Source organism: Pseudorhizobium banfieldiae, assembly GCF_000967425.1.
Taxonomy (GTDB): domain Bacteria; phylum Pseudomonadota; class Alphaproteobacteria; order Rhizobiales; family Rhizobiaceae; genus Neorhizobium; species Neorhizobium banfieldiae.
In genome coordinates this window covers 2,031,561-2,048,659 of record NZ_FO082820.1, presented here as the reverse complement: position 1 = coordinate 2,048,659, position 17,099 = coordinate 2,031,561, and the positions used below count along the sequence as shown (strand labels likewise).

Annotated in this window: 14 protein-coding genes and 1 other RNA gene; 8 read left to right on the top strand and 7 right to left on the bottom strand. The window is 62.5% G+C overall.

Annotated features, from left to right (window positions below):
• Positions 1-81 precede the first annotated feature (81 nt).
• Together NT26_RS10125 and NT26_RS10120 are read left to right on the top strand one after the other, a co-directional pair.
• Positions 82-1,503 carry an FAD-binding oxidoreductase gene (locus tag NT26_RS10125; RefSeq protein ID WP_052638680.1) on the top strand — a complete coding sequence of 474 codons (1,422 nt, stop codon included), beginning with the start codon at positions 82-84 and terminating at the stop codon, positions 1,501-1,503.
• Between the two features lie 76 nt (positions 1,504-1,579).
• Positions 1,580-5,296, top strand: coding sequence for an AsmA family protein (locus tag NT26_RS10120; protein WP_052638679.1), 3,717 nt, complete (start codon positions 1,580-1,582; stop codon positions 5,294-5,296).
• Positions 5,297-5,299: 3 nt separating this feature from the next.
• On the opposite strand, the gene NT26_RS10115 is transcribed toward NT26_RS10120, so the two are convergent.
• The 4 genes from NT26_RS10115 to ssrA all read right to left on the bottom strand — a co-directional run bounded on the left by NT26_RS10115 (position 5,300) and on the right by ssrA (position 6,796).
• The gene (locus tag NT26_RS10115; protein ID WP_052638678.1) at positions 5,300-5,527 is read right to left on the bottom strand and encodes a ribbon-helix-helix domain-containing protein; all 228 of its coding nucleotides are present in this window, start codon (positions 5,525-5,527) and stop codon (positions 5,300-5,302) included.
• 75 nt (positions 5,528-5,602) lie between these two features.
• Positions 5,603-5,797, bottom strand: a complete 195-nt coding sequence (locus NT26_RS10110) for a DUF4169 family protein (RefSeq protein WP_052638677.1) — start codon at positions 5,795-5,797, stop codon at positions 5,603-5,605.
• A gap of 12 nt (positions 5,798-5,809) precedes the next feature.
• Positions 5,810-6,316, bottom strand: coding sequence for an SspB family protein (locus NT26_RS10105; protein ID WP_052638676.1), 507 nt, complete (start codon positions 6,314-6,316; stop codon positions 5,810-5,812).
• A gap of 116 nt (positions 6,317-6,432) precedes the next feature.
• Positions 6,433-6,796, bottom strand: a transfer-messenger RNA (tmRNA) gene (ssrA, locus tag NT26_RS22165).
• Between the two features lie 146 nt (positions 6,797-6,942).
• Here ssrA and NT26_RS10100 point away from each other — a divergent pair.
• The 5 genes from NT26_RS10100 (at position 6,943) to NT26_RS10080 (ending at position 12,337) form a co-directional block, all read left to right on the top strand.
• Complete coding sequence (locus tag NT26_RS10100) at positions 6,943-7,737, top strand: thymidylate synthase (RefSeq protein ID WP_052638675.1); 795 nt, start codon at positions 6,943-6,945, stop codon at positions 7,735-7,737.
• Complete coding sequence (locus NT26_RS10095) at positions 7,734-8,261, top strand: dihydrofolate reductase (RefSeq protein ID WP_052638674.1); 528 nt, start codon at positions 7,734-7,736, stop codon at positions 8,259-8,261. Before NT26_RS10100 ends, NT26_RS10095 begins: the two co-directional genes overlap by 4 nt.
• A 131-nt stretch (positions 8,262-8,392) precedes the next feature.
• Complete coding sequence (hflK, locus tag NT26_RS10090; protein WP_052642034.1) at positions 8,393-9,496, top strand: FtsH protease activity modulator HflK; 1,104 nt, start codon at positions 8,393-8,395, stop codon at positions 9,494-9,496.
• Positions 9,493-10,467, top strand: a complete 975-nt coding sequence (gene hflC / locus NT26_RS10085; protein ID WP_052638673.1) for a protease modulator HflC — start codon at positions 9,493-9,495, stop codon at positions 10,465-10,467. Before hflK ends, hflC begins: the two co-directional genes overlap by 4 nt.
• 175 nt (positions 10,468-10,642) lie before the next feature.
• Positions 10,643-12,337 (top strand): DegQ family serine endoprotease, encoded by a 1,695-nt coding sequence (locus tag NT26_RS10080; protein ID WP_052638672.1) that lies wholly within the window; start codon positions 10,643-10,645, stop codon positions 12,335-12,337.
• Here the strand turns inward: NT26_RS10080 and NT26_RS10075 are convergent, their stop codons facing one another.
• The gene (locus tag NT26_RS10075) at positions 12,338-12,913 is read right to left on the bottom strand and encodes a GNAT family N-acetyltransferase (protein ID WP_052638671.1); all 576 of its coding nucleotides are present in this window, start codon (positions 12,911-12,913) and stop codon (positions 12,338-12,340) included.
• On the bottom strand, positions 12,910-13,800 hold the full coding sequence (serB, locus tag NT26_RS10070; protein WP_052638670.1) for a phosphoserine phosphatase SerB: 891 nt from the start codon (positions 13,798-13,800) through the stop codon (positions 12,910-12,912). Before serB ends, NT26_RS10075 begins: the two co-directional genes overlap by 4 nt.
• On the opposite strand from serB, the gene miaA reads away from it, so the two are divergent.
• On the top strand, positions 13,801-14,718 hold the full coding sequence (gene miaA / locus NT26_RS10065) for a tRNA (adenosine(37)-N6)-dimethylallyltransferase MiaA (protein ID WP_052638669.1): 918 nt from the start codon (positions 13,801-13,803) through the stop codon (positions 14,716-14,718). It abuts the gene before it with no gap.
• On the opposite strand, the gene NT26_RS10060 is transcribed toward miaA, so the two are convergent.
• Entirely contained in the window at positions 14,700-16,784 is a 2,085-nt protein-coding gene (locus tag NT26_RS10060; protein WP_052638668.1) for an ATP-binding protein, read from the bottom strand. The two genes, miaA and NT26_RS10060, sit on opposite strands and share 19 nt — an antisense overlap.
• Positions 16,785-17,099: the final 315 nt, after the last annotated feature.

Here is a 17,099-nt window from a genome sequence, read left to right as displayed (position 1 = left end):
ACCGCCTGCCGCCTCGCCGTTCTGGACAAACCCGCATCTGTTCCCTAACCGGTACTGGACATATTTGCGGGAGATATTGCTATGGGGCTGAAGGACGTGAGACCGGGCATCCGGAACGAGGAGGGGATTGGCAAGGTCCTCGGCATCCTCAAGCAGTCCTTCGGAGAGCGCTTCCAGACCGGCCAGGCGTTCCGCGACCAGCATGCCCACACCACCAGTTACCTTCCCGCGCAGCTGCCGGACGGCGTCATCTTCGTAGAAAGCGCAGATGATGTGAAGAGCGTCGTCAGGGTCTGCGCCGCCCATCGGGTGCCAATGATCCCGTTCGGCACCGGCTCTTCCCTAGAAGGGCATATCAATGCGCCGAACGGCGGGATCTCCATCGATTTCTCGCGCATGAACAGGGTTCTCGAGGTTAATGCCGAGGATCTCGACGTGGTGGTCGAGCCGGGTGTCACCCGCGAGCAACTGAATACAGAACTCCGCGCCACTGGTCTGTTCTTCCCGATCGATCCGGGCGCCAATGCCTCGATCGGCGGGATGACGGCAACGCGTGCCTCCGGCACCAATGCCGTCCGCTACGGCACGATGAAGGACAACGTCCTGTCGCTGACGGTGGTCACGGCGAATGGAGAGGAAATTCGCACAGCGCAGCGCGCTCGAAAGTCGTCTGCCGGTTACGACTTGACCCGCCTCTTCGTCGGTTCCGAGGGCACGCTCGGCGTCATCACGTCCATCACGCTCCGCCTGCAAGGTATTCCCGAAAAGATCGGTGGTGGCGTCTGCGCGTTTCCGTCGGTCAAGGCGGCCTGCGATGCGGTGATCATGACGATCCAGATGGGAATCCCAGTCGCTCGCATCGAACTGCTCGACGAGATGCAGATGCGCGCCTGCAACAGCTATTCCGGCCTCTCCTACGCGGAGAAGCCGACACTGTTCCTGGAGTTTCACGGGACGGAGGAAACCGTGGCGCTCCAGTCGGCGCAGTTTTCGGAGATCGCGGCCGAGTTCGGCGGGGACAGCTTCAGCTATACCCAGGACGCCGAGGAACGCAATCGGCTCTGGAAGGCACGGCACAATGCCTACTGGGCGTCGCGGGCATTGGCTCCGCATCTCAACGGCCTCTCGACGGATGTCTGCGTCCCAATATCGCGGCTTGCCGATTGCGTCGTCGAGACCCAGGCCGATATCGCCGAACACGGGTTCCTCGCGCCGATCGTCGGGCATGCCGGGGACGGCAATTTCCATGTGCTCATCCTGTTCGACGACAAGGACCCCGATGACGTCGCGCGTGCCGAGGCCTTTGTCGCGCGTCTGAACGCGCGGGCGCTCGCCATGGGCGGCACATGCACCGGCGAGCACGGCATCGGCCAGGGGAAGATGAGCTTCCTGGAGCAGGAGCTTGGCGATGCCGTTGATCTGATGCGTTCGATCAAGAAGAGCCTTGACCCGGACAATATCTTCAATCCCGGCAAGATCTTCGCGCTGAACGCGCAGGGCTGAGCGGGCTCGCAATGCCTTGACTTGCCCCGCTGCAGGGTGGGACTAGTCTGTTACTCAACCCAGGGAGAGACGCACGGTGCTCGGACGCATCCTACTGACGGCTGGTGGTCTTCTCGTAGTGGCGCTTTTTGCGGCTCTGCTTGCGCCATTCTTCGTCGACTGGACCGACTTCCGGGTAGAGTTCGAGCAGCGGGCAAGCCGCATCCTCGGCAAAAAGGTCGTGGTGCACGGAGACGTGGACGCCCGCATCCTGCCGTTCCCGTCGGTGACACTACACGATGTGCGGGTCGGACAGGACCGGGACGGTCAGCCGCAACTGCACGCCGCGCGGTTCTCCATGGACATGGAACTTGCGCCCTTCCTTTCCGGCGAGGCGCGGATATTCGACATGCGGCTCGAGGAGCCGAAGGCGCGGGTCCGGATATTGCCCGACGGAACGCTCGACTGGATGCGGGGGAGCCGCGCCGACATCCCGCTCCGGACGGTAGTGATCGAAGGCGTCAACATCACTAACGGTTCGATCGACATCATCGATGAACAGAGCGGACAGACGCGCCAGCTTGCCAACCTCAACGCGGATCTCTCGGCCGCGTCGCTTGCCGGTCCCTGGCGCGGCGAGGGCTATGGTTCTCTCGATGGCGAGGAGGCGGCATTCACACTGGCAACGGGGGAGGGCGATGCGGCCAACCGGACCATGCCGCTGCGCCTTCGCATCCTTCCCGATGCGGTACCAGCAGCCATTGAGCTCGACGGTCATCTCGTTCTTGCCGAGGATCGCCCGGCCTATAACGGACGCTTTGCGACGAACGCGCTGGAGGAGGAGGATGAGAGCGAGCCGGTGCAGGCGCCGCCGCCCGGCCCACGGCTGAAGGGTAGCTTCGAGCTCACAAATGAGCGCATCAGGATACCTGACTACCGACTTGAAGTGGGACCACTCAACAACCCCTACGTGGTGACCGGCGAGGCGACGCTCGACACGGGCGAGGCACCGGAATTCCTGCTGACGGCCGACGGCCAGCAGATCGACGTCAATCGGCTGGGTGAGGGCGAGCGTGCGAAGACGGGACGGGATGCGGCGGCTTCCGCGCAGCGGCGGATCCAGGCCGTGATCGATGTCGCCGCGCAGATTCCGATCCCGCAGGTCCCGGGGCGCGCAAGCTTCAGCCTGCCCGCCGTCGTTGCCAATGATACCACCGTACGCGACATCCGCATCGACGTCCGCCCCGCAGGGACTGGCTGGACGGTCGACAGTTTCGCCGCAACCTTCCCGGGCCGCACTCAGGTGGAGGCCAAGGGTGCGCTCACGTTGGCGGATGATGTCTCCTTCGTCGGAGACATGCTCGTCGCGTCCAACCAGCCGTCTGGCTTGGCCGCCTGGCTATCCGGTTCCGTGGATCCTGCCATCCGGCAACTGAAGACGGCCGGCTTTTCGGCAACTGTCAACCTGACGCAGGAGTTGCAGCGGTTCGCCAATCTGGAACTGGCCGTCGGGCCAGCAAGCCTTCGCGGCAGCATAGAGCGGCATGCGCCGGCCGAGGCGGGTCCCTCGCTGACCGTCGAACTCGCCGGCAACGAGATCGATCTCGACGCCATGCGCGCACTCGGCTCGCTGATCACCGGTAATGATGCCGGGGAGGATGTTTTGGATCATTCCATCGGGGCAAGCCTGAAGGCCGAGCGGTTCACCGCCTTCGGCGTCGGCGCCCGGGATGTCGAGACGGTCTTCACGCTCTCGGAAGGCGAACTGGCGCTGGAACGACTGACGGTGGGTGATCTGGCAGGTGCGTCGATGGAGGCGCAGGGGCAGCTTCAAGGCTCGTTGCTGGATTACAGCGGAAGCGGATCGATGACGATGCGGGTCGGTGAGGCTGCCGGGTTCATCGCGATGCTACACAATCGCCTTCCAAAGCACCCGATTCTCGATCGGCTTGCGGAAAACAGCAGATGGTTCGATGACACGCGGCTCGCTGCTGACATTCGCGTCGGCGGGGAAACGGCAGGGCTTTCCGCGACGATCACTGGAACCAGCAATGGAAGCGCCGTGAACGCCGAACTGGCACTGCCAACGGTATTCAATCTGACCGGCAGCCGTGAGGGGTCGCTTTCGGTTCAGTTGGAGAATGACCAGACGGCGGTACTCCTCGGGCAACTGGGACTTGACCCTCTGCCGCTCGGCGATGACGGGCCGGCGCGGGTGTCGCTGGATCTTCGCCAGGAAGGTGATCAGCTCTCAGTGGCAAAGCTGTCCTTCTCGACGGACCGAACGCAGTTCCACGGGGAAGGCGAGGTGGAACTGAGTTCTTCGGCATTCGGCACAGGCCAAGGTCGCCTCACCCTGCGCTCGGAAGATGTGGAGCCGTACCTGCTGATGACCGGCATCGGAATTCCGCAGTTCGGCACGGGCTTGCCTACCACGATGTCGACGGAGATCAGCATCTCAGCCGACAACGTCCGCCTGGACAAGCTCGCCGGTGAGTTCGGTGGGAACCGGGTTGCCAGCGACACTCTAACCCTTGATCGATCCTCCTCCGTCACGATGCTCAGCGGGGACCTGGCCGTCGACAGCCTCGACCTCGCCTGGCTCGCCGAGGCAGTCTATGGGCCGGTTCAGGAGCCCGAGACGGGGCAGCTTTGGGAAAAGCCTTTCTCCATGCCGATCTTCGGGACGAGCGAAGCCCGCCTGAAAGTCCGCGCCGCGATGTTCCGTCCAGGGATGATGGGCGATATCCGTGACTTCTCGGCCACGATTGAACATCGCAATGGCGGGATCGCGATCGAGGACGCTGCGGGCACGTGGCAGGGGGGAAAGATCGGCGGGCGTCTTGCGATCAACAATGGTGAAGGCACGGGGATCTTCCAGACAAGGTTCACGGTTGAGGATGCCGACCTTGCAGCACTCGTCTGGGACGGCCAGGACGGCCCGATTGCAACCGGCCGGTTCAGTGCGCTGGTGGCAGCCGAGTCCACCGGAAATACGCCCGCTGACTTGTTGGATGCGCTCAACGGTTCCGGCGAGATCACCATCGCAACGCTCACCATCAACCGCCTTGATCCTGAAGCGCTGCCGCCATTCCTTGAAGAGGTCGACAAGCTGGAGGGGGAGGTGACGGAGGAGAGGATACGTCCGCTGGCGGAGCAGTTTGTTCGCCGAGGCCAAGCGACGTTCCGCGAAGTAGTGATCCCCTTCACCATCACGGATGGGGAGGCGAGGGCGCAGAACGTCACGGCCGACGCCGGCAACAGCAGGGTCAGCGGCGAGGTGAGGGTTGATCTTCTCGAGCAGGCCCTGCATGGCGAGCTCGCGATCGCCTACGAGCCGGGCGACGAGGGGCTGGCGGGAGGCGAGCCAATGGTCCGCTGGCTCTATTCCGGCGATCTTGAGAATCCGTCGATCGAGTTCGACGTGGCACCGCTGACCAACTTCCTGTCGCTACGGGCATTCGAGCGCGAGCGTCGTCGCGTGGAGATGCTGCAGGCGAGCGTGCTCGAGAAACAGCGGCTCCGGCGCGAGGTGGCACTTTATCGCTTCCTGGAGGCGGAGCGCCAGGCAGCGCGGGAAAGGGCCGAGGCGGAAGAGCGGGCGCGACGCGAGGAAGAGGAACGGCAACGCGCGGAGGCGGCTGCAAGGGCGGAGCGAGAGCGAGCCGAAGCGGCGGCCAGGGAGGCGGAGGCTCGAAGGGCGGAGGAGGCGCCACCAGCCCTTACGGTACCACCCGTCCAGGAACTGATCGCTCCCGGCGGCGCACCTCTAGAGCCGCCCGTGTTCCAGAGCCTGCCCGGCGTCGAGCAATAGCACTCAACGAAGGTCGGATGCGTTTTTTTCCTGGTGCCATCGAAGGACATGCAGCCGCAGCGCAGAAGACAGATTGCTGTCCGGCGCTCTGGCATCGTCGATCGAGGCAATGAGGCCGGCGATGCTGAGACCACGTTCCGCGGCGATGCGTTTCAGCTCCTCCCAGAATTCGTCCTCGAGGGAGAAACTGGTACGGTGGCCATGCAGTGTTGCAGAATGTTTGCGGATCACCGGCGCCTCCTGTCGAAAGCAAAGGTCATACCCTGCTGGACGTCCGAACGACCTCGCGTCTTCGGAGTGCGCCGTTCAGTCCCGATCGTCCTGCCTTTCCAGTCGTCCCTGGTCAAGCGAGCGCTCGGCCTTGCGGTTCAGCGCCTTCGTCAGTGTCTTTTCCGTCTTGCTACGACCAAAGGTGAGCCGGTTCTGATCGGCCTGCCTCTCCTTCTCCAGGCGCTGCTTCGCCTTCCGGGCCTGGCGCAGATTGACGACGTCACCGCTCATGGCCCGGCAACCCTATTGCTTCTTTCGGAAGGAATCGAGCGACACGACTGACGCCGGCTTCTTTTCCTCCCCTTCCGCCTGTTCGACGGCGTCATGCCTTGCGGCACTCTCAACGGGAATGGCAGTGATCTCGGCCGCGGAGTTCTCGTCCTCTTCCGCCAACGGCACCTCGAACTCGAGCTCGAAATTCACCGACGGATCATAGAAACCGCGAATCGCATTGAACGGGACCACCAGCCGCTCCGGCGTATCAGAGAAGGACAGGCCGATCTCGAACTGGGTGTCGGATACCTTCAGGTCCCAGAACTGGTGCTGGATGACGATCGTCATCTGCTCGGGATACTTCGTCTTGAGATGCTGAGAGATGCGAACGCCCGGGGCGCCGGTCAGGAAGGTGATGAAGAAATGGTGGTCGCCTGGCAGCCGACCCGTGGCAGCAACTTCGCTCAGCACCTTTCGGATAACACCGCGCAATGCGTCCTGCGCCAAGATATCGTAGCGGATATGATCCTGCCCCATGCGGTTCTGTCTCTCAGTTCTGAATGCTTTCTCGAAGCATCCTTATGCCATGCCAGCCATACGCGGAAAAGCGCCCGCTTGATGGCCAGTGCATATAATTTCGCAAAAAGGGAGAAGGTGAAGGCTTCTGTTGCCAGGTGCCTTCGGACCCCGCCTAAGAGTGCGACCCCTTAGGACTTGATTTGAAGTGTCACACCGCCATTAGGCAGCGAGACGAGCTTCCGCATAGTTGTCGTTTGCAACTACTATTGTGACCCGATAACGGCGGTATCATGCCGAGCAAAAGTTCGATCTTTACACCCTTGTCGATCCTATTTCGCCCCCATCAGAAGCCGGTCGTCTCGGTAGACCGGTTTTTGGTGGAGGCGCCGGGTACCGCCCCCGGGTCCAATAGGCTTATTTCATCGACCGTTTATCGCCATAGCCGGACCGAAGCCCGGCAAGGCAGATATAGGGATTTCCTTACGCCGTGAAAAGGGGTGCGAACTCGAATAGATCGCATCCTCGACCCGTTCGGATGCAGGTACCCTAACTTCGGGGGATAGACATCCCGGATGTCCTGTCGGCGCTTGGTTCCGGATGCTGCGGCCTGTAGGATGCCTACCGAACATAGTGGCAGTGAAATCATGCGGCAATATCTCGACCTTCTCCGACATGTGATGGATCACGGCACCGACCGTGGAGACCGAACCGGGACCGGCACTCGCTCCGTCTTCGGCTACCAGATGCGCTTCGACCTCGAGGAGGGCTTTCCCGTCCTGACGACGAAGAAGCTGCACCTGCGGTCGATCATCCACGAGTTGCTCTGGTTCCTGCGCGGCGATACCAACATCGCCTATCTGAGGGAAAACGGCGTCACCATATGGGATGAATGGGCCGACCAGAATGGCGATCTCGGGCCGGTCTACGGTGCCCAGTGGCGATCATGGCCGGCGCCCGACGGTGGCCATATCGACCAGATCGCCAATGTGATCGAATCACTGAAGACCAACCCGAACTCCCGCCGCCACATCGTTTCGGCGTGGAACCCGGCGCTGGTTGACGAGATGGCGCTTCCGCCCTGCCACTGCCTGTTCCAGTTCTACGTGGCGGACGGCCGGCTCTCCTGCCAACTCTACCAGCGGTCCGCCGACATATTCCTCGGCGTGCCCTTCAACATCCCGTCCTATGCTCTCCTGACAATGATGATGGCGCAGGTGACAGGGCTCAAGCCCGGCGATTTCGTCCACACTCTCGGCGATGCGCATCTCTACAGGAACCACTTCGAGCAGGCAGAGCTGCAACTGACGCGAACCCCGAAGCCCTTGCCGACCATGCGCATCAATCCGGCGGTGAAGGATCTCTTTGCCTTCCGCTACGAGGATTTCACGCTGGAGAACTACGTGGCCGATCCCAGCATCAAGGCACCGATCGCGGTATGACTGTTCCCGTCTCCATCGTCGTCGCGGTCGCGCAGAACGGCGTCATCGGCCGCGATGGCGGCATGCCCTGGAAACTTTCGACCGATCTTCGGCGCTTCAAGCAGCTGACCATCGGCAAGCCAATCGTGCTCGGTCGTAAGACGCTGGAATCCTTCGGCGGCAAGCCGTTGCCTGGACGCCCCCATGTCATCATAACCCGGAACCGTGATTTCAGCGTGCAGGGTGCTGTAACAATTGACGGCGTGGAGAAGGCTTTGGCCAAGGCTCAGGAAGTTGCTGCCGAGACCGGTGCTGCAGAAGTCTGCGTGATCGGTGGTGGCGAGGTCTACCGGCAGGTGATGAACCTCGTCGACGTGCTCTATGTCACACATGTCGAGGTTGCCGTTCCGGACGGAGACACGTTCTTTCCGCCTATCGATCCCGCTGTATTCGAGAAGGTCGAGGAGACGCTCGTTCCAGCGGGTGAGCGGGACGACTATCCGACCCGTTTTGCGATCTATCGCCGTCGCCCCGCGACAAACTGAAACATTTCGTTACCAAACACCCCGAAGTTATTGACGCGTCGTTGAAAGCACCGGCCGGCCTCCCTATAACGGGGGCAGGACGAGGGAGCTGCGCTTCCACGTATATGGGAGTGGCAAACAAAGAGGTTTTGATGCCCTGGAGCAATCAGAATGGCGGCGGCGGCCCGTGGGGCGGCGGCGGCGGCAATAATCAGGGCCCATGGGGTGGCGGTGGTTCGAACCGTCCTCGGGGCGGTGGCGGAAGCGGAAGTGGTGGTCCTCCGGATCTGGAAGACCTGATCCGCCGCAGCCAGGACCGTCTTCGCGGGATCGTTCCCGGTGGCTTCAACGGCGGGGCTGCGGTCTTCGTCATCCTCGCGATCGTTGCGTTCCTAGCGATCCAGTCCGTCTATACCGTTCAGCCGGATGAGCGCGGCGTGGAACTTCGCTTCGGCAAGCCGAAGGAAGAAATCTCCATGCCCGGCCTGCATTTCCATTTCTGGCCCTTCGAGACCGTCGAGATCGTCAAGGTCACCGAGCAGCAGCAGAATATCGGTGCTGCAGGCAGCGCCCAATCCTCCGCTGGCCTCATGCTGTCTGGCGACCAGAACATCGTCAACGTGCAGTTCTCGGTACTCTATACGGTCAGCGACCCCAAGGCGTATCTTTTCAACCTGGAAAGCCCTTCCGCCACATTGCAGCAGGTCGCCGAGAGCGCCATGCGCGAGGTGGTCGGTCGTCGCCCGGCGCAGGACATCTTCCGCGACAATCGCGAGGATATCTCGACCGAGGTCCGCGCGATCATTCAGGGGACGATGGACACCTACGGTTCCGGCATCTCCATCAATGCCGTACCGATCGAGGATGCAGCCCCGCCGCGCGAAGTAGCCGATGCCTTCGAAGAAGTGCAGCGCGCCGAGCAGGATGAGGACCGTTTCGTCGAAGAGGCCAACCAGTACGCCAACCAGCAACTGGGTCAGGCTCGCGGTCAAGCCGCGCAGATCCGCGAAGAGGCGGCAGCCTACAAGGATCGCGTCGTGAACGAGGCACAGGGTGAGGCGCAGCGCTTCATCTCCATCTATGACGAATATGCCACCGCCCCAGAGGTCACGCGCCAGCGTATCTTCCTCGAGACCATGGAGACGGTCCTGAAGAATTCCAACAAGATCATCATGGATGAGCGGCAGGGCGTCGTTCCGTACCTGCCCCTCAACGAACTGAACCGTGGCAGCAGCCAGCAGGGGGATAACCGATGAGTTCCAATCGCCTCCCAGCTATTTTGATCGGTCTCGCGATCCTGCTATTCCTCATTTACTCGTCCGTCTTCGTGGTGAACGAGCGGGAGCAGGCTATCGTTGTCCGCTTCGGTGAGATTCAGGACGTAAAGGCGGAGCCTGGCCTGTACTTCAAACTGCCCTTCGCCTTCATGGACGCCGACCGGGTGCAGTATGTTGAGGACCGGGCGCTTCGCTTCGACCTCGACGACATCCGCGTCCAGGTCCGCGGCGGTGCCTTCTACGAGGTTGACGCGTTCGTGGTCTACCAGATCAGCGATCCCCGGCGGTTCCGCGAAACGGTTTCCGGCGACCGGGAGGCTGCCGAGGCCCGTCTTCGCACCCGTCTCGACGCCGCTCTTCGCCGTGTCTATGGTCTGCGCAACTTCGATGCAGCCCTGTCGGACGAACGGTCGCAGATGATGCAGGAAGTCAATGCACAGCTGCGCGATGCGGCCGAGTCGCTGGGCCTTGCAGTCCGTGACGTCCGTATCCGTCGCACAGACCTTACCCAGGAAGTCTCGCAGCAGACCTTCGAGCGGATGAAGGCCGAGCGTCTTGCCGAAGCCGAACTGATCCGTGCCCGCGGTAACGAACTGGGCCAGACGCGGCGCGCGATCGCCGACCGTCAGGTGGTGGAGATCGTCTCCGCTGCCCAGCGAGACGCCGAAATCATCCGAGGCGAAGGCGATGCCGAACGCACGAAGATTTTCGGCGAGGCATTCGGTCGCGATCCTGGCTTTTTCGAATTCTACCGGTCGATGCGGGCCTATGTCGCCTCCATCGCCGATCAGGGCACGACCATGGTCCTGTCGCCGGATTCGGAGTTCTTCAAGTACCTGAACAATTCGCAAGGGGGCTCGGCTGGTGTCTCCAGCCAGACACCGGCGGCTCCGCCCGCTGCGGCGGGCGCTTCGCCAGGTGTTCCTGCGGCACCTGCAAATGGTGGTTGATGCAAGAGGCGGCTCCGGCCGCCTCTTTCATTCGAGCATCGTTCTTGCTGCCTGCATGTCTCACGAAAAAGGCAATTTCTTCGGTCTTCAATCCGCCCTATCTTGCGGGGAAAGTCAGCAGGACGTGCTGTGGCGGCATAGCCTCAGTCAGGATATTCGATACAAGGGGGGCCCGATGGCTCAATCGGTTCTATGGTCGTTGAAGCGTTCCGTCGCAGCGGTCGCCATTATCGCTATTGCCGCCGGGGCACAGGCACAGACAGGCGGCCCACCAGCCGATGCACCGCAGCCGCCACAGAATGGCACCCCAGCGCAGGAAGCCGCTCCCCCGTCTGCACAGGAAACGCCTCAACGAGAAGCTCAGGATCTGGCACCGGACGCGATGCTGCCGGCGCCGCCGACTGGGGCGCCGACCGTCACGACAGCGCCCACGACAGGACCAGCGATAGGCTCGGGTCCGGCCTCCGTCGCCGATCTGGCCGAGGGTCTGCTGGATGCCGTGGTGAACATCTCCACCTCGCAGAGTGTCGGGGGCGCGGGGGCGGGACCCCAGGCACCGCAGACGCCGGATGGTTCGCCATTTGAAGAGTTCTTCGATGAGTTCTTTGACGGCGATGGGAGCCAGGGGGGAAATCAGAAGGTCAATTCGCTCGGTTCCGGTTTCGTTATCGACCCGTCCGGCTTCGTCGTCACCAACAACCACGTCATCGAGGATGCAGATGATATCGAAGTGGTCTTCCCGGACGGCAGCAAGCTGAAGGCGACACTGGTCGGGACCGACCCCAAGACCGATCTCTCGGTCCTGAAGGTCGAGCCGCCGGCGCCGCTCAAGGCGGTCCGTTTCGGCGATTCGCGCCAGATGCGGATCGGTGACTGGGTGATGGCGATCGGCAACCCGTTCGGGCTTGGCGGATCGGTGACCGTGGGCATCATTTCGGCGCGAGGCCGCAACATCAACGCCGGCCCCTATGACAACTTCATCCAGACTGATGCGGCCATCAACAAGGGCAATTCCGGTGGACCGCTCTTCAACATGAAAGGTGAGGTGATCGGCATCAATACCGCGATCATCTCCCCGTCGGGCGGGTCGATCGGCATCGGTTTCGCCGTGCCTACGGAGCTTGCACAGAACGTCGTCAACCAGCTGATCGAGTTCGGCGAAACGCGGCGCGGCTGGCTCGGCGTGCGGATTCAGCCGGTGACCGATGAGGTGGCGGAAAGCCTGGGGCTGGACAGTGTGCGCGGCGCACTGGTCTCAGGCGTGGTCAAGGGCGGTCCGGTTGATGACGGTTCGATCCGGGCGGGCGACGTGATCTTGACCTTTGACGGCGTGCCGGTGCGGGAGATGCGCGACCTGCCGCGCGTGGTGGCTGAAAGCCCGGTTGGCAAGGCTGTCGACGTAACGGTTCTGCGTGACGGCAAGGAAGAGACGGTCAAGGTCACGCTTGGACGGCTGGAGGACAGTCCTCCGGACGAGGACGCCGAGGAAGGCGCCACTCCCGAAGGTGAGGAGCCGATGCCCGACGGTGGGGAGCAGGGTGAGGATCAGAATGGAGAGGCCGAGCAAGGTCCTGCAGTCGCCCTCGGCATGACAATTGCGCCGCTCGACGACGAGAGGCGAGCCGAGTTTGGTATCGACGATAGCGTCGAAGGTGTCGTGATAACGGATGTCCAAGATGGATCGGCAGCGGCGGACAAGGGCCTGAAGCGGGGTGATGTGATCGTGGAGGTCGCACAGGACTTCGTCGACAGCCCGACGGCGGTGACGGATCGGATCGATGCCCTGAAGGCGGAAGGACGTCGCAACGTCCACCTGATGATCGCCGATCCGACAGGCGCACTGCGCTTCGTGGCCGTGCCGCTCGAGTAGTCAGCGTCCTAGAGAGCCTGCCGTGGCAGCATAGACGACGTGCCGCTTGAGATGGGGATGCGTATCTGGAACCCGTGGATGGTCAAAATCCATCTGCGGCCACGGGCGCATGCCGATGCGCTTCATCACCGCCGTCGACCGATGGTTCGCCTCGACGGCGAAGGCAAGCAGGGCTGGGATAGCCTTCTCCCTGAACGCAAAGTCCATCAAGGCGCGGGCGGCTTCCGTGACATATCCGTTGCCCCAAAAGCGAGTGGCCAACCGCCAGCCGATCTCGACCGTCTCGGCCGGAAAGATCTCCGGCATATTTGGGTGGGAGAGGCCGCAGAAGCCAATCGATTCGCCCGAACTCTTCAGTTCGAGGGCATAGAAGCCGAGACCGGTATCCCGGATCGAGCCGTTGAGCTTGTCGAGGAGCGCGTCCGATTCCTGATGGCTGCGGCGGAATGGGAAGAATTCCATGACTTTGGGGTCGGCATTGATCTCACGGAAAAGGTCACGGTCGCTCTCCGTCCAGCTGCGAACGCGAAGCCGCGGTGTCTCGAGGATGATCCACGGCGGGTTGTTCAGGGTCATGGGATCGCAAAATCCGACTTGCGATAGCCCTGGATGTAGAGGAGCGCCGTCAGGTCGCCATGGTCGGCCCGCATCCTGGCCTGGGCCGCTACGGTTGGCTTGGCGTGGAGCGCGACGCCCGAGCCGGCAAGGTTCAGCATGCCGAGGTCGTTGGCACCGTCGCCCACGGCAATAACGTCGTTGGTGGAGATGCCGAGCCGGGCGGAGATGTCGATTACGGCGTCGATCTTCGCCTGCTTGCCGAGGATGGGCTCTGCCACCTTGCCGGTCAGGACGCCGTCTTCCGCGAGCAGAAGGTTGGCGCGGTTCTCGTGGAAGCCGAGGCGGGCGGCAATCGGATTGGTGAAGACGGTGAACCCGCCGGATACCAGCGCGGTATGGAAGCCGTTCTTCCTCATCGTCGCGATGAGTTCCGGTCCGCCGGATGTTAGCGTGATGCGCTTGTCGATGACGTCGTCGACGACCGAGATAGGCAGGCCCTTCAGGAGTGCGACCCGCTCGCGCAGGGCGGGCTCGAAGGCAATCTCGCCATTCATCGCGCGCGCCGTGATTTCCGCCACCTTGTCCTTGAGGCCAACGACATCGGCGAGTTCGTCGATGCACTCCTGGCCGATCATGGTGGAGTCCATGTCGGCGATCAGAAACTTCTTGCGGCGCGTCTCGGCCTCCTGGATCACGAGATCGACCGGGATTCCCGCCACGGAATCCCGAAGCTTCTGTTCTGCGGCCTCCACGTCGGTGCCGTCGCGCAGCGCAATATCGCAGGCAATCCCGTCCGCCAGCCAGTACAGTCCAGCAGCGTTCACCGCCTCGGCCGCTGTCTCGCCCGCTATTGCGGACAGAACGGCATTTGACGGATGGGCGATGAGCGTGGCAACGAAAGCCATATGAAGGACCTTGCAAGAAATTTCGACGCGATCCTGATAACGGGGCCGACCGCCAGCGGCAAGTCGGCGCTTGCACTGCGGTGTGCGGTCGAAACGGGAGGCGTGGTCGTCAATGCCGACAGCATGCAGGTCTACGACACCTTGCGTGTCCTGACCGCGCGTCCATCCGAGGAGGAGATGGCCGGCATCCCGCATCACCTCTACGGTTATGTTCGGGCGACGCATTCCCATTCGACGGGCGAATGGCTGCGCGATGTGGCGGAGCTTCTGCCGCGGCTGCTCGACGAGGGGAGGATGCCGATCTTCGTGGGCGGCACCGGCCTCTACTTCAAGGCCCTGACCGGCGGCCTGTCCGACATGCCCGAGATCGCACACGATGTTCGTTCGGGTTTGCGTCAGCGACTGAAGGAGGAAGGGGCGGAGCAGCTTCATGCGGAGCTTACGGCCCTCGATCCCGCTGCTGCCGCAACACTCAGGCGGGCGGACGGGCAGCGGATTGTGCGGGCGCTCGAGGTTCTGCACGCGACCGGCCGTTCCATCCTCGACTATCAGGGAAAGCCTGGGCCCGTTGTCGTCAAGGGCGAGCGGGCATTGAAGGTGGTTGCGCTTCCCGATCGGGCGGTCCTGCACGAGCGGATCAACAGGCGCTTCGAGCAGATGTTCGATTGCGGTGCCGTGGAGGAGGTAGAGGCGCTCCTCGCACTTCATCCCGATCCCGATGTTCCCGCCATGAAGGCGATCGGAGTGGCCCAGATCACGGCCATGCTCAAGGGGCAGATGACGGCCGGGGAGGTCATCGAGCGCACATCGGCGCTCACGCGCCAGTACGCGAAACGGCAGATGACATGGTTCCGCAACCAGATGGACGAGAGCTGGAGGAGGATCGATCCGTCGGAGCCTCAGTCCCTGTTGTCGTAGAGGCTGCTCAGCGGCTTCTTCAGCAAGGTGTCGCGAAGGGAGCCCTCCCGACGAAGCGGCTGGGAGGAGCGCAGTCCGCCGTCGGCACGCAGGGAGCGAAGGGCCGCTGGCGCGCCGTCATCGGTGACAGGTTGGCGATGGGCCGGTGACGGTTCATACGAGGTTGAAGGCGGCGCGGTGGGCGATCGCGTGGCGCCCGGCAGCATATCCGGACGGTAGCGCTCGGCCCTGGTTGTGTCGGCCGGTCTGGATGGAGTCGGTTGAGGAGCTGGTGTGACACTGCGAGCCCAGCGGTCCAGTTCCATTTCGCCAATGCCTGAATCCCCTTCCAGGTCGTTAGCATCGCTTCTCCGGACTGCATCGTCGGCATGATCCGACCCGGGGCGGCAGGGCCCCAGTTCGGGTGCGCTGACGGAGCGCATCCTTGCAACGACGCTACGAAGGTCTACTGTATCCGGCGTTTCCTCGCTGCCCTTGTCGAGGACACCGTTCGCCTTCGGCAGATATCGCTTCTCCACACGGGAAAACTGCAGGCGCATCGGTACGGCTATCGCTTCGCCGAATGCAATCGCTTCGCCATTTCCGAGCGACGAAAGGAAGCTCAGCGTGGAAATGGAGGAATTCGGGATTGCGGAGCGAATAATTTCCTGGTCGCGGTCGTTCGAAAGGCGCATCGCGAACAATGTCGAGCATTGCGACAGGATCGTCTGGTCCAGTTCGCCCGGTCTCTGGGTGATGACGCCGAGCGACACGCCGTACTTGCGACCTTCCTTGGCAATGCGGGCAATCGCCTGGCGGGTCGGGAAGAAGCCCCGCTCGGGATCCGCAGGGACATAGCGGTGGGCCTCCTCGCACACGACCAACATGTGGATGGCGCCGTTGCTCCAGAGGGCGAGCTCGAAAGCCATCCGACAGAGTATCGATGCGATCGAGTTGACCACTTCTGAGGGAATGCCTGCGAGCTGGAACGTGCAGATCGGCTTGTCACCGCCCGGAATGCGGAAGATGTGGGCGATGGTCTCCATGATCGTGTCTTGGATCGTGTTGTTGGAGAACATGAAATGATAGCGGGGATCGTTGATCGCCGACATGACCCGCATCTTCAGGTGCCGCAGGACCGGTTTTTCGCCGCGACCTTCCAGGCGACCGATGCGCTCGTCGATCAGCGCCAGCAGATCCGCCATTCTGTAGGGAACCGGGGTGTCCGCCGTGATAGAGCTTTTCTCGGTGGTGCGGCGCATCAGGCCCGTGTCGCCACCGCGGAACGCGCGTTTCGCCTCCGGGATGAGATCGCGCAGGATGTCGAGTTCCTCGGCGACAGGAGGGCGCCCGCGGTAAAGCACTTCCGCGAACTCATCGAGCTTCATCAGCCAGAAGGGCAGGTCGAGAGTCTCGGGATCGATGACTACCGCATGACCGGGGAAGGCGGCGGCGAACTCGTTGTGCGGATCAAGGATCAGTACCCTGAGCTTCGGGTCGGATTCGATGGCCTTGTGGAGCAGGAGCGATACGGCGGTGGACTTTCCGACGCCGGTGGAGCCGACGATGGCGAAATGCTTGGACAGCATCGACGGTATGTGGATGGCCGCATCGATGGTCTCGTCCTGCGTCAGCTTGCCGATGACGCAGCTGTCGTTCTTGCCCGCGTCGTAGATGCGCAGGAGGTCAGATGCGCGGATGCGATGGGCGATGGCGCCAAGATAGGGATAGCGGGATATGCCGCCGGAAAACTCTTCCCGGCCATCCGGCCCGACCCGGACTTCGCCCAGCAATTCGGCTTCGATCTGGAAGCTGTTGTCGTTCTGCTCGCCCCAGCTCTTTTCATCGGTACTCATCGAGTAGGCGAGGGCCACGACCCGGTTGCTGCCGACACCGATCGAGATCAGGCGTCCGACCGACCAGAGTTCGGTGAGCGCGGTTTCGCCGCTTTCCGCCACGGCCGCAATCGTTGCTTTCGAGCCATTGCAGGCGACCACGCGCCCAAGCATGCGATTGCCAGCGAGGTGGGCGTCGCGGCGATCCTGTTCGCCAGCCGAGATGGAACGGTGCAAGTCGTTGTTTCGCAAAACGAAGCCCCTGTCGTCGAGCGGGAGGCAGAACGGATGCTCCCAAAGCTGCAGACCAATGCCCAGTATAGCCCTGGCGATTTAACAAGTGGTGTAAGGGCTTGTGCGTGAATCGAGCTGCAGGGTCGCGTAATTTTTCGCCACATCGCGTTGACGCAGGGCAATAATCTGTCTAACACTTCCGCGCATGACGATTTTGAACGCACTTATCGTGGTGGGAACGCGCATGGGCAGGATGGTGTAACCATCCGGCGTTAGCCACCCATGCGCGGAAAGACAGGCTCCTCAAGGGGCCTTTTTTTATGCCTCGATCAC